This is a genomic window from Bradyrhizobium sp. PRIMUS42, assembly GCF_023006515.1.
Classification (GTDB): domain Bacteria; phylum Pseudomonadota; class Alphaproteobacteria; order Rhizobiales; family Xanthobacteraceae; genus Bradyrhizobium.
The window spans coordinates 1-11,877 of sequence record NZ_JALBGZ010000115.1; the positions used below are offsets into that span (position 1 = coordinate 1).

Sequence of the window (11,877 nt, forward strand, 5' to 3'; positions counted from 1 at the left end):
CGCCCCTCCTCGGAGAAGGCGTCCGCGGCCAGGCTGACGTCGCGGCCGTCGACCGCAATCCGGGTCTTGTCCAGAACGGTGCCCTTGAGCGCGGCCGTGCTGCGGGCCGACAGGTCGGCTTCGACCGGTAAGGTATTATTCCAGGCCGCAAATCCCCACATGACGGCCAGGGGAATCAACCCCGGCCACCATTTGCTGGCCCACCTGAAAAGCTTCTGCATTCGACGACCCGAACTCTGGAACCGGAGACAAAACAAACCCTTGGCGGGCTGTCAAACCGGAAATGGTGCCCTTCCGAAGGCATCGCCTGGACAATCGGAATAACTTTTTCTTCAAGGGTTCTTCCGTAAGTTGAAAGCGGAATGCCAGAGCCCCCCAGCCGGTCATGAAACAACTGCGTTACAACGTCATCCGCGCCGGGCTGGAGGCACTTTACTTCAGCGGGGCGCACCACCTGCTGCGCCCGCTTCTGTCGGGTGTCGGTGCCATTTTCATGCTGCACCACGTCCGGCCGGCCCGTGAGGCCGCGTTCCAGCCGAACCGGCATCTCGAGGTCACCCCCGAATTCCTGCGCGCCACGCTGTGCCATTTGCGGTCGCGCGACATCGACATCGTCAGCATGGACGAGCTGCATGAGCGGCTGGTGCAGGGCCGGTTCGACCGCCGCTTCGCTGCCTTCACCTTCGACGACGGCTATCGCGACAATCTGGACCATGCCCTGCCCGTGTTGCGCGAATTCGACGCCCCTCTGACGGTCTATGTCGCGAGCGACTTTGCCGAGGGCACCGGACGGCTGTGGTGGGCGGCGCTGGAGGCCGTGATCGCCAAGGCCGAGCAGATCGACATCAGAATCGGCCATTCTGCGCTGCGGCTCGATGCGACGACGCCCGCGGCCAAGCAGGCAACGTTCGACCGCCTGCACGACTGGCTGCGCGCGCTGCCGGGCGAGCACGATCTGGCGCGCGAGATCGAGGCGCTCTGCACGACGCATGACGTCGACATGGCCGCGCTGTGCCGCAGCCTCTGCCTGTCCTGGGCCGAGGTGAAGACATTCGCCGCCGATCCGCTGGTCACGATCGGCGCGCACAGCGTCAGTCATTGCAATCTCGCCAAGCTGGCGGAAGACATCGCCGCGCAAGAATTGGCCACGAGCCGCGCGCGGATCGAGCAGGCGCTGGAGCGTCCCGTGTTGCATCTCGCCTATCCCTATGGCGACCGCGAGGCGGCGGGGATGCGCGAATTCGGCCTTGCTGCAACGGCGGGCTTCAAGACCGCGGTGACGACGCGGCCCGGCATGCTGTTCCCGGACAATGCCGGCCAGATGACCGCGCTGCCGCGCGTCTCGCTCAACGGCAACTACCAGGACCCGCGCATCCTGCCGGTGCTGACCTCGGGCGCGGCGACCGCGATGTGGAACGGTTTCCGCCGGATCGCGGCGGCGTAGGCGCTCCAATCTCCGCTGTCGTCCCTGCCTAGTGCGCAATTGCGCACGGGCGCATGGACCCATACCGCGGAATTTATCGATTGCGGTTGGTAGAAGTACCGAACGCCGAATCTTCGCCAAACTGCTCCCTGGGGTTATGGGTCCCCGTGCCCGTGCGCAATTGCGCACTAGGTGGGGACGACACCGCGTAGGTCGTTCCGCCGTCGCGCCGCACTGGCGCCTTCCTTGACTCCCCTCCCCTCCCCGCTCAAAACAACGCCAAACCAAGGGAGGCCTCATGTTCAACGACCTGTTCTCGCTCAAAGGCCGCGTCGCGCTGGTGACCGGCGGCTCGCGCGGCATCGGCAAGATGATTGCGGCGGGATTTCTCAGTGCCGGCGCCGCAAAGGTCTACATCACCGCGCGCAAGGCCGGACCGTGCGAAGCGACCGCCAAGGAGCTCACCGCGCAATATGACGGCGAATGCATCGCGCTGCCGATCGACATCTCCACCGTCGAAGGTTGCGACAGGCTCGCAGGGGAAATCATCAAGCTGGAGCCGAAGCTCGACATCCTCGTCAACAATGCGGGGGCTGCCTGGGGCGCCGAGTTCGACGAATTCCCCGAAAGCGGCTGGGACAAGGTGATGGACCTCAACGTCAAGTCGCTGTTCTTCCTGACCAAGGCCCTGGCGAAACCGCTGCGCGCGGCCGCAGGCGCAGAACGTCCGGCGAAGGTGATCAACATCGCCTCGGTCGACGGTATCTTCGTCAATCCGGGCGAGACCTATTCTTACGCCGCCAGCAAGGCCGCCGTGATCCATCTGACGCGGCGCATGGCGACGAAACTCATCAAGGACAACATCAACGTCACCGCCATCGCGCCGGGCGCATTCAAGTCCGACATGAACCGGGCCGCGCGCGACCATTCGGACGAGGTCGCAAAGCGCATTCCGGCGCGGCGGATCGGGACCGACGAGGATATGGCTGGGCTGGCGATCTATCTCGCCTCGCGTGCGGGCGATTACGTGGTCGGCAACACCATCGCGGTGGATGGCGGCGTGGTGTATGCCAATGCCGGGCTGGAGATCGCGGGGTAGGTCCCCGCTTCAAGCTCGGCTGTCATGCCCCGGCTTGACCGGGGCATCCAGTACGCCGCGCCGTCTCGGTTTAACAACGACAGCCTCTGGAATACTGGATCGCCCGGTCAAGCCGGGCGATGACACCATTTGCCTTGCGAGAGCGTCGAAGCCCGACGCTACGACTCGATCTTCACGTATTCGAAATCGCCGGGCTTGTTGTCGATGCCGACTTTCGGCGGCGAGATCCAGGAGGCGAACTTGCCGCTTTCGGTGACGGGCTGCATCAGGGAGGTGATGAAGTCGCCGTCGGCCGTCGAGGGCAGCCATTCGTCCTTGCGCTTCGCCCAGGTGGCATCGTCGATCAACAGGCCGTCCGGCGTCGCATGCACGTCCTTGAACTCGCCGATGTGGCGATGGAAGGCGACGTTGGGCAGCTTGAGCTGGAACTGATAGCCCGCGGTCGAGATCACCTTGTTCCAGCGCAGCATGCCCTTGACGCAATCCTGGCTGTAATCGTCGCGCAGGCGCATGTTGAGCGCGGTCAGCGCCGGTTCGTCGACCAGCTTGATCTCGCCGTCGATGAACTTCAGCACCGGATAGGTCGCGTTCTTGAGCTGGTGATCGTCGTCGATCTGGGTCTCGTGATAGCGGCCCTTGATGCCGGTGTTGAAGGCGTTGGCCGCGTTGGTCGAGACCTCCGAGCCGAACAGATCGAGCGACAGCGTGTAGTGCAGGTTCAGCTTCTTCTGGATGGTCGGAAGATCAATGACGCCGAGCGCGCGGACCTTGGCGATGTCGGTCGGATCGGTGATGCCGGCCTCGCGCATCGCATCGCAGGTGCGCTGCACGACGCGCGTGATGCCGGTCTCGCCGACGAACATGTGGTGGGCTTCTTCCGTCAGCATGAAGCGGCAGGTGCGCGACAGCGGATCGAAGCCGGACTGCGCGAGGCTGTGGAGCTGCATCTTGCCGTCGCGGTCGGTGAAATAGGTGAACATGAAGAAGGACAGCCAGTCCGGCGTCGCCTCGTTGAAGGCGCCCAGCATGCGCGGCGAATCGGCATCGCCGGAGCGACGGCGGAGCAAATCGTCGGCCTCTTCACGTCCGTCGCGGCCAAAATACTTCTGCAGCAGGTAGACCATCGCCCAGAGGTGACGGCCCTCTTCGACGTTGACCTGGAACAGATTGCGCATGTCGTAGAGCGAAGGCGCGGTCTTGCCGAGATGGCGCTGCTGCTCGACCGAGGCCGGCTCGGTGTCGCCCTGGATCACGATCAGGCGGCGCAGCATGGCGCGATATTCGCCCGGGACTTCCTGCCAGGCCGGCTCGCCATAATGCTCGCCGAACGGCACGACGCGGTTTTCTTCCTGTGGCGCAAGCAGGATGCCCCAGCGATAGTCGGGCATGCGGACATAGTCGAACTTGGCCCAGCCGCGCGGGTCAACGGAGTAAGCGGTACGCAGATAGACCAGTGATTCCTGGAAACCTTCCGGCCCCATGTCGCTCCACCAATCCATGTAGCCGGGATGCCAGCCCTCCAGCGCCTTCAGCACCTGGCGGTCCTCGGCGAGGTTCACGTTGTTGGGAATCTTGGTCGAGTAGTCGACGTTCATGATGTTCATGTTCATGTGGACCTCCCGTGGGGGACTAGCTCGTTTAAAGGGGCGAATGGCGAGTAGCGAATGGCGAATGAAAATCCCTATTCGCCATTCGCCACTCTCTACTCGCTAGACTCGCGTCATATCGAATTTCGGCTTCTGGCCGCTGCCGTAGCGGCGCAGCGCGCCTTCCTCGCCGACCGCGTTCGGGCGCTGGAAGATCCAGTTCTGCCAGGCGGTGAGGCGCGCGAAGATCTTTGATTCCATCGTCTCGGGGCCGACGAAGCGCAGGCTCGCTTCCATGCCGGTGAGACTGTCAGGCGAGAAGCTGGCGCGCTCCTCGAGAAACACACGAACCTCGTCGTCCCAGTCGATGTCGTCGAGCGCGAAGGTGACGAGGCCGAGCTCTTCCGCCTGCTCGGCGTCGAGCGAGGTGCCGAGCGTCGCTTCCGCGCGCTCCACATCGGCCGGATCGGCCTGGAAGCGCGATTGCAGCCGCGTCAGGCCATGGCTCATCGGATAGGGGCCGAAATTCATCGCGGAGAGCTCGATCGACGGCGGCGGACGATTGTCCCCCTGGCGCGTCCCGATCAGCATGTAGGAGCGGTCGGCGGCGAAGACGAGCTCGGCCAGCGTGCCGGCAAAGCAGGAGCCGGGCTCGACCAGCGTCACCAGCGTGCGCGAGGTGACGTCGATGCGCTTGAGCACGCGCTTCCAGTAATGACGGATCTCGTTGACCAGCCAGTGCGCCTTGTTGGTTTCGAGAAAGGCATCGCAGGCCAGCACATGGGCACGGTCGCCATGGCTCTTGAACACCAGCATGGCGATCTCGAGCTCGTTGATGCGCAGATGCAGGATGGCGTCGTCGATCTCGCGCGCCACTTGCAACGGCCAGAACGAAGCCCCCTGCGCCATCATGCCGTCGATGTCGGCCGGCGGCGCGGCCTCGGGCGCCTTGATCGAGATGGTGGCGATGCGGGCCGTGCGATCGATATCGACCGTGACGAAGCCATAACGCATGCTGGTCTGGTCGATCACACGCTTGACCGGCGTCAGCGCGATGCCCTTGCCGCTGCCCTTGCGCTTCGATTGGCCTGCAAATTCCCTGGCGCGCTCGGCGATCTTGGCCTCGAGCTTCGAGTTCGGCGCGATCTCGTCGACGAGGCGCCATTGCACGGCGCGCTTGCCCTTCACGCCCTCCTCGATGGTGCAGAAGAAATCGGCGTGGTCGCGGCGCACCTTGCGCTTGTCGACGACGCGGGTGAGACCGCCGGTGCCCGGCAGCACCGCGAGCAGCGGCACTTCGGGCAAGGCGACGGCAGAGGCGCCGTCATCGGCGAGGATGATGTGGTCGGTCGCGAGCGCCAGCTCGTAGCCGCCACCGGCGGCCGAGCCGTTCACCACGGTGATGAAGCGCTGGCCGGAATTCTCCGAGGAGTCTTCCATGCCGTTGCGGGTCTCGTTGGTGAACTTGCAGAAATTGACCTTGTGGGCATGCGTCGAGCCCGCGAGCATGCGGATGTTGGCGCCAGCGCAGAACACGCGGTTCTTGGCCGAGCGCATCACCACGACCTTCACTTCCGGGTGCTCGAAGCGCAGCCGCTGCACCGCATCCGCAAGCTCGATGTCGACGCCGAGATCATAGGAATTGAGCTTGAGCAGGTAGCCCTCGAACAGGCCGCCGTTCTCGTCGACGTCCATGGTCAGCGTCGCGACGTCGCCCTCGACCGCCAGCTTCCAATGCTTGTAGCGGGACGGTTCGGTCTGGAAATCGATGAATGTCGCGCCGCCTGCGAGGCGCCGATCTTCCCCGGCCATGGGTCATCCCTGAGCTTGATTATGCATGATCGCCGTAGCGTTAGATGCACAATAGTGCATCTTTTTGAGCGCGTCTACCCCTTAACCGGGCTCACATGCATTTTGTTTCATGGCGCCTCAGGACCGCACGATGGCCCCGAGTGCGATCCAGTCCGCCTTGGAGAGTTGGGGACGGCCGAGCTTGGCCTGGAGCAGCGCGATCAGGGCCGGGACAGGGAAGGTCTCGACGAAGCCATCGCCGGCCGCAGCCGCCTTGCGCGAGCTCAGTGCCATCAGCTCCGCCAGCGCATCGCCGAACAAGCGCGCGGCCGAATGCGACCTTTGCATACGCAGCCGCAAATTCGCGTTGGCGATGTGGATGCAGGCACGCAGCAGAATGCGTTCGCGGCCGCTCTGCGGGGCTGCGGCCCACACTGTCTCCAGCACTTCCTGTGCTTCCCAGAAATAGCCGCGGTCGTTGAGCGCAAGCCCGTAGCGCAGCGCCGGATGGCGCGCCGGCACGTAGCCGCGGAAGGCCGATGGCACCATCGCCTTGGCCAAACAAAGCGTCTCGGAATCCGCATCAGCCGCGCCGGGCTCTCCCGGGACATAGGCCCATTGCGGCCACGGCAACGGGCCGGTCGCATGTGAAGGCACCTTCATAAATGTGCCTCCGCATGGTCATGCGGCGCGTACCCCGAGTCCCTGATCATCGCGCAGGGCCGCTTTTGCAAATTGCTCAATTGCGTCAAGCGTCGCCCCCGGCGCTTCACGATGCGGGGAATGGCCCGCGTCTGAAATGACTTTAATATCTACCGGGCAATAACACTCTTCCTGCGCAATTTCGACCTGGCGCAGTGTCCCATATTGGTCGTTCTCGCCCTGCAGGACCATGATGGGTACGCGGATATAGGCGAGATATTCCGAGATGTCCCAGTCGCGGAACTTCGGGTCGAGCCAAGCGCCGTTCCAGCCGTAAAAGGCATTGTCGACGTCCTTGTGCCAGCGCGCGAGCTTGGGCTTGAGATCCGTGGTCTCGAAGCTGGTCTTGATCGCGGCGATCGATGCGACCGAGATGTCCTCGACGATGAAATGCGGCGCGATCAGCGCAACGCCCTGAAGGCGGTGATCCTGACGTGAACCGGCATAGATTGCTGCGATCGAGGCGCCGTCGGAATGGCCGAGTAGCAGGCCGCGCCTGAAGCCGATTGCATCGAGCAGCTTCGGCAGCACGTCCAGCGCCTCACGCTGCATGTAGTCCAGCGGTCGCGGCAACACGGCGGGGCTCGACTGGCCGTAACCCGCACGCGAATAGAGGAAGACGCCAGCGCCGGTGGCAGCCTGGATCTTCTCCGGAAAGTCGCCCCACAGCCCGACCGAGCCGAGGCCTTCGTGCAGCATGACGATGGTGGGTGCGTCCGCGACCTCAGGCGCGAGCCATTTGTATTCGAGGCTGGCGTCGCCGATGCTGAGGAAGCCGGTGGGGGTGAGGTTGGTCATGCTGTCGTTCCCGTTCACTCCGTCATTCCGGACAGCTCGCAACGCGAGCTGATCCGGAATCTCGAGATTGTTTTGCGGCTCGAGATTCCGGGTTCGATGCTTCGCATCGCCCCGGAATGACGAGAGGTTAATTCGCGCCTTCCCGCAGCTTGAACCGCTGGATCTTGCCCGTGGCCGTTTTCGGCAGGGACTCCACCACATCGATCCAGCGCGGATATTTCCACGGGCCGATCTTCTGCTTGACGTGCTCCTTGAGCACCTCCTGCAACTCCGTCGTTGTCGCGCCGGGGCGCAGCACGACGAAGGCCTTTGGCTTCAGCAATCCTTCCGGATCGGCCTCGGGCACGACGGCGGCCTCCAGCACGGCAGGATGCGTGATCAGCGCGCTCTCGACCTCGAACGGCGAGACCCAGATGCCGGAGACCTTGAACATGTCGTCGGCGCGGCCGCAGAAGGTGTAGCGGCCCTCGGTGTCGCGGACATATTTGTCGCCGGTGCGGGTCCACGGTCCCTCGAAGGTACGGCGGCTCTTGTGGCGCTGGTTCCAGTAGCCTTCGCCGGCCGAGGGCGCATCGACCAGCAACTCGCCGACCTCGCCGTCGGCGACGTCCTCGCCGGCCTCGTTGACGAGCCGCACCGCATAGCCCGGCACCGGCTTGCCGGAAGAGCCGTATTTGATGTCGCCGGGCGCGTTCGACAGGAAGATGTGCAACAGCTCGGTCGAACCGACGCCGTCGAGAATGTCGACGCCGAAACGCGCCTTCCAGCTGTTGCCGACGGATTCCGGCAGCGCCTCGCCGGCCGAGGTGCAGATGCGCAAGGCCTTGCCGCCGCGCTCGCTCTTCATCGTCTCGTCGTTGAGCATCGCCGCGAACAGCGTCGGCACGCCATAGAAGATCGAGGGGTTGTAGCGGTTCATCAGATCGAACATGCGCGCCGGCGTCGGACGCTCGCTGTTCAGCACCACGGTGGCGCCGACCGACATCGGGAAGGTCAGCGCATTGCCGAGCCCATAGGCGAAAAACAGCTTTGCCGCGGAGAGACACACATCGCTCTCGCGGATGCCCAGCACCTGTTTGGCGTAGGTGTCCGCTGTCGCCTGCAAATTGGAATGGATGTGGCGCACGCCCTTGGGCATGCCGGTCGAGCCCGACGAATAGAGCCAGAACGCCGGCTCATCCGGATGCGTCACGGCGGTGGTGAATTGGTCGCTCTCGCCGGATATCTCCTCAGTGAGCTGCTTGTGGCCGTTCTGCTTGGCGCCGGACACCACCACATGCTCGAGATCGGGCATGCGGCCGACCACGTCCTTGATGACGGGATAGAGCGCCTCGGAGACGAACAGCACGCGCGCACGGCAGTCCGCGAGGATGTAGGCGTACTGGTCCGCGGTCAGCAGCGTGTTGAGCGGCACCGGCACGATGCCGGCGCGGATCGCGCCGAGGAACACGATCGGGAAGTCGACGGTATCCAGCATGATCATCGCCACGCGTTCCTCGCGGCGGACGCCGAGCCGGCGCAGCATGTTGGCGGCGCGGCGGCTGTCGCGCTGCAGTTCGCCATAGGTGAGCCGCGAGACGGTGTCGTCGAAAGCCAGCTTGTTGCCGCGGCCCTCCTCGACGTTCCGGTCGAGCAGCCAGGTCACCGCGTTATAGGATCCCTCGCTCACGGAGTTCTCTCCCGAATTTAGAATTATAATTCATAGAAAGACACTGCGGCGGCTTGCTGTCAATGCCAACAGGCATTATGTTTCATTAAAATGCGCCGCAGGACACCCTTCAAGAAGACATCCCTTAAAGAAGGCTCATGACCGACAGTCCCGACGCCGAATCCCAGTTCCTCGAAAAGCTCGGCCAGCGCGTGCGCACGATGCGCGCGCTGCGCGGCATGTCGCGCAAAGTGCTCGCCAAGGTATCAGGAATCTCGGAGCGCTACATCGCGCAGCTCGAGAGCGGCAAGGGCAATGTCTCCATCGTGCTGCTCCGCCGCGTCTCCGACGCGATGGGCGCACATCTCGAAGATCTGCTCCCCTCCGCCGATCCGACGCCGGACTGGCAGATGTTTCGCGATCTCTTGCGCAAGGCGACGCCTGCGCAGATTGCGCAGGCAAAGGACCTGCTCACTGGGGGCAGCGCAACCGCGCCGCGGCGCGCGCCGTTCTGCGGCATCGCGCTGATCGGCTTGCGCGGCGCCGGCAAATCGACACTCGGCAGGATGCTGGCGAAGAAGGTCGGCTGGAGTTTTGTCGAGCTCAACAAGGAGGTCGAGCAGCAGAACGGCCTCTCGGTCGCCGAGATCATCGCGCTCTACGGCCAGGAGGGCTTTCGCCGCATGGAGCAGGCGGCGCTGCAGCAGCTGCTCGCGCGCAACGAGCTGATGGTGCTGGCGACCGGCGGCGGAATCGTCTCCGAGCCGCTGACCTTCGACCAGATCCTGACCTCGTTCTACACGATCTGGCTGAAGGCCGAACCCGAGGAGCACATGGCCCGCGTCCGCCGCCAGGGCGATTTGCGCCCGATGGCGGACGATCGCTCCGCAATGGCGGAGCTGCGCAACATCTTGCTGAGCCGCGAGCCGCTGTATTCGCGCGCGACGGCGGTGGTGGATACCGCGGGGTTGTCGGTCGATGCGGCGGCCGCACGACTGATCGATGCAGTACGGCCGGTGCTGCAGAACGAAGCGCGCAGCTTCGGGCTGCGCAGCGTGGCGCTGTAGGGCGAGCTGCTAGCTCCGATATCCGCTACGTTCCCTCCCCCTTGCGGGCAGGGAGCGCAGCTGAGCACGCGGAAGCGCTTTGCATCCCTTTTCGTTTCGTCAATGCAGACGATATGAAGAGCCGCCAACTTCAGGAATTCAGGAATGACCTCCACCGAAATCACCACCTCCACGTTCGAGCGGATCGGTGGCAGTGCCACGATCGACGCCCTGGTCGACCGCTTCTACGAGCGCATGGACACGCTGCCCGAGGCACAGATCATCCGCGCCATGCATGCGGACGACCTCGGCCTGATCAGGGATGTGCTGAAGCGCTATCTCACCGAATGGACCGGCGGACCGCGGCTCTATACTCCCGAGAAGGGCCATCCGCGGCTGCGGCAGCGCCACATCGGCTTTGCCATCGGCGATGCCGAGCGCGACGCGTGGATGCTCTGCATGCGCGGCGCGATGGAGGAGACGATCACCGATGCCGCCGCGCGGCAGGACCTCGACAAGGCGCTGTCCGGCCTCGCGGACTGGATGCGCAACCGGTAACGGTGCCGTAGCCCGGATGAGCGCAGCGACATCCGGGACTCTGCGGCCGGCTGTCCCGGGTCTCGCTTCGCTCGCCCGGGCTACAAGGACTGCTTCACGACTTAGATCGACCAATAATTCGGATGCTGGTACGGCCGCGAGCGGTCGCCCCAATCGAATTCATCGCCGTCGACTTCGCAGGGACCGCTGCTCAATTGCTCCGGCGTCAGTTCGACCTGAAAGGCCTGACGTCCCGGATCATATTTCAAAGCGCTCCACTGCACGGGATAATGGTGATGGGTGCCCAGCAGCCTGCCGGTCTTGATCACGGCGTAGGCGACGGTCCCGCTCGCCTTGTCGAGCATCAATCGCTCGATCGTGCCGAGCTTCTTGCCGTCACACCCGTAGACGGTGACGTGCTCGACGCGATCACTGGGAACCATGGTGTGTTGCATGGCGTCCTCCCTGATCTCTTGTGCTTTGCGACCATTATAGCACCGGTTTCGGGGCGGCGGGAATGCGGCCGAGCCCGGATAAGCGAAGCGACATCCGGGCCGCTTCGCGACAAGTTCCCGGTCTCGCTTCGCTCACCCGGGCAACAGCAGCTGATCTACTCTACGATCCCCGCGCGGATCGTTCTCCGAACACTGCCCGGTACCAGGGCGTCTGTGGATCGCGAAACCAGACACGATTTTTTGTCGTCTCGAATTTTGCCAATTGCTTCATATCGACGCCATAGCGACGGCAGAGCGCAAGAAATTGTCTGAGGTCGTCGTTTCCGGGCCGACGCTTTAACCGAACAACCAGACCCCGATTGCCATCGCCCTCGCAACTCTGCACGCACGGGATTCGCGTCAACCATTCAAAGAATGCTCTCTCATCATTGAGATGATAGAACTTCACACCCGTATCCATATGCGTCAGCGTAAGAAGAGGTGTGCTTTTCACGCCGTTTTTCATAGCAACCTGTCCCTTACATTCTCCGCACCTTCCCGCAACAACGGCAGGAAACGATCGATCAATTCCTGTTCCGGCACGCGATCGACATGGGCGCCCATGTTGATGGCGGCGACGATCACGCCGTCGTAGCGGCGCACCGGGACCGAGATCGAGCGGAAATGCGGCTCGGCCTCGCGGTCGACCAGGGAATAGCCTTGCGCGCGGTCGGCCGCGATGCGCGCGAGCAGCGCCTTCGCATCCGTCACCGTCTGCGGCGTCAGTGCCTCCCCCGTCATCGCCGTCAGGCG

General features: G+C 63.9%; 12 protein-coding genes and 1 pseudogene. 4 read left to right on the forward strand and 9 right to left on the reverse strand.

The window, feature by feature from the left end; genetic code table 11:
• Window positions 1–221: pseudogene (locus MOV75_RS12065) on the reverse strand (OmpA family protein); the annotation flags it as partial.
• Between the two features lie 164 nt (window positions 222–385).
• Between MOV75_RS12065 and MOV75_RS12070 the strand changes: the two are divergent.
• Together MOV75_RS12070 and MOV75_RS12075 are read left to right on the forward strand one after the other, a co-directional pair.
• A complete protein-coding gene (locus tag MOV75_RS12070; protein WP_247005802.1) occupies window positions 386–1,444 on the forward strand; it encodes a polysaccharide deacetylase family protein in 1,059 nt (352 codons plus the stop codon).
• A 277-nt stretch (window positions 1,445–1,721) separates the two neighbouring features.
• Window positions 1,722–2,522, forward strand: coding sequence for an SDR family oxidoreductase (locus MOV75_RS12075; protein ID WP_246923432.1), 801 nt, complete (start codon window positions 1,722–1,724; stop codon window positions 2,520–2,522).
• A 158-nt stretch (window positions 2,523–2,680) separates the two neighbouring features.
• Here the strand turns inward: MOV75_RS12075 and boxB are convergent, their stop codons facing one another.
• From boxB to MOV75_RS12100, 5 genes are all read right to left on the reverse strand, one after another.
• On the reverse strand, window positions 2,681–4,132 hold the full coding sequence (boxB, locus tag MOV75_RS12080; RefSeq protein ID WP_246923435.1) for a benzoyl-CoA 2,3-epoxidase subunit BoxB: 1,452 nt from the start codon (window positions 4,130–4,132) through the stop codon (window positions 2,681–2,683).
• Window positions 4,133–4,231: 99 nt separating this feature from the next.
• Entirely contained in the window at window positions 4,232–5,920 is a 1,689-nt protein-coding gene (gene boxC / locus MOV75_RS12085; protein ID WP_246923440.1) for a 2,3-epoxybenzoyl-CoA dihydrolase, read from the reverse strand.
• Between the two features lie 117 nt (window positions 5,921–6,037).
• Window positions 6,038–6,562 carry a DUF309 domain-containing protein gene (locus tag MOV75_RS12090; protein WP_246923443.1) on the reverse strand — a complete coding sequence of 175 codons (525 nt, stop codon included), beginning with the start codon at window positions 6,560–6,562 and terminating at the stop codon, window positions 6,038–6,040.
• Window positions 6,563–6,580: 18 nt separating this feature from the next.
• Entirely contained in the window at window positions 6,581–7,399 is an 819-nt protein-coding gene (locus MOV75_RS12095; RefSeq protein ID WP_246923448.1) for an alpha/beta fold hydrolase, read from the reverse strand.
• A gap of 127 nt (window positions 7,400–7,526) precedes the next feature.
• A complete protein-coding gene (locus tag MOV75_RS12100) occupies window positions 7,527–9,068 on the reverse strand; it encodes a benzoate-CoA ligase family protein (protein WP_246923450.1) in 1,542 nt (513 codons plus the stop codon).
• 137 nt (window positions 9,069–9,205) lie between these two features.
• On the opposite strand from MOV75_RS12100, the gene MOV75_RS12105 reads away from it, so the two are divergent.
• Window positions 9,206–10,114: a helix-turn-helix transcriptional regulator gene (locus tag MOV75_RS12105; protein WP_246923454.1), complete on the forward strand. Its 909-nt coding sequence runs from the start codon at window positions 9,206–9,208 to the stop codon at window positions 10,112–10,114.
• A 144-nt stretch (window positions 10,115–10,258) separates the two neighbouring features.
• On the forward strand, window positions 10,259–10,651 hold the full coding sequence (locus tag MOV75_RS12110) for a group II truncated hemoglobin (RefSeq protein ID WP_246923459.1): 393 nt from the start codon (window positions 10,259–10,261) through the stop codon (window positions 10,649–10,651).
• A 101-nt stretch (window positions 10,652–10,752) separates the two neighbouring features.
• Here MOV75_RS12110 and MOV75_RS12115 read toward each other — a convergent pair whose 3' ends face one another.
• The 3 genes from MOV75_RS12115 to MOV75_RS12125 all read right to left on the reverse strand — a co-directional run.
• Window positions 10,753–11,085, reverse strand: coding sequence for a PRC-barrel domain-containing protein (locus MOV75_RS12115; protein ID WP_246923463.1), 333 nt, complete (start codon window positions 11,083–11,085; stop codon window positions 10,753–10,755).
• Between the two features lie 160 nt (window positions 11,086–11,245).
• Window positions 11,246–11,590 carry a hypothetical protein gene (locus MOV75_RS12120; RefSeq protein ID WP_246923467.1) on the reverse strand — a complete coding sequence of 115 codons (345 nt, stop codon included), beginning with the start codon at window positions 11,588–11,590 and terminating at the stop codon, window positions 11,246–11,248.
• A partial coding sequence (locus tag MOV75_RS12125; protein ID WP_309486936.1) for an IclR family transcriptional regulator C-terminal domain-containing protein occupies window positions 11,587–11,877 on the reverse strand: 291 nt, incomplete at its 5' end. The genes MOV75_RS12125 and MOV75_RS12120, both read right to left, overlap by 4 nt.

What these genes read in the sequence shown, in the direction of transcription:
- MOV75_RS12070 (WP_247005802.1), top strand. Translation starts at nt 386, where the DNA reads ATGAAACAACTGCGTTACAACGTCATCCGCGCCGGGCTGGAGGCACTT.
- MOV75_RS12075 (WP_246923432.1), top strand. Translation starts at nt 1,722, where the DNA reads ATGTTCAACGACCTGTTCTCGCTCAAAGGCCGCGTCGCGCTGGTGACC.
- boxB (WP_246923435.1), bottom strand. Translation starts at nt 4,132, where the DNA reads ATGAACATGAACATCATGAACGTCGACTACTCGACCAAGATTCCCAAC.
- boxC (WP_246923440.1), bottom strand. Translation starts at nt 5,920, where the DNA reads ATGGCCGGGGAAGATCGGCGCCTCGCAGGCGGCGCGACATTCATCGAT.
- MOV75_RS12090 (WP_246923443.1), bottom strand. Translation starts at nt 6,562, where the DNA reads ATGAAGGTGCCTTCACATGCGACCGGCCCGTTGCCGTGGCCGCAATGG.
- MOV75_RS12095 (WP_246923448.1), bottom strand. Translation starts at nt 7,399, where the DNA reads ATGACCAACCTCACCCCCACCGGCTTCCTCAGCATCGGCGACGCCAGC.
- MOV75_RS12105 (WP_246923454.1), top strand. Translation starts at nt 9,206, where the DNA reads ATGACCGACAGTCCCGACGCCGAATCCCAGTTCCTCGAAAAGCTCGGC.
- MOV75_RS12110 (WP_246923459.1), top strand. Translation starts at nt 10,259, where the DNA reads ATGACCTCCACCGAAATCACCACCTCCACGTTCGAGCGGATCGGTGGC.
- MOV75_RS12115 (WP_246923463.1), bottom strand. Translation starts at nt 11,085, where the DNA reads ATGCAACACACCATGGTTCCCAGTGATCGCGTCGAGCACGTCACCGTC.
- MOV75_RS12120 (WP_246923467.1), bottom strand. Translation starts at nt 11,590, where the DNA reads ATGAAAAACGGCGTGAAAAGCACACCTCTTCTTACGCTGACGCATATG.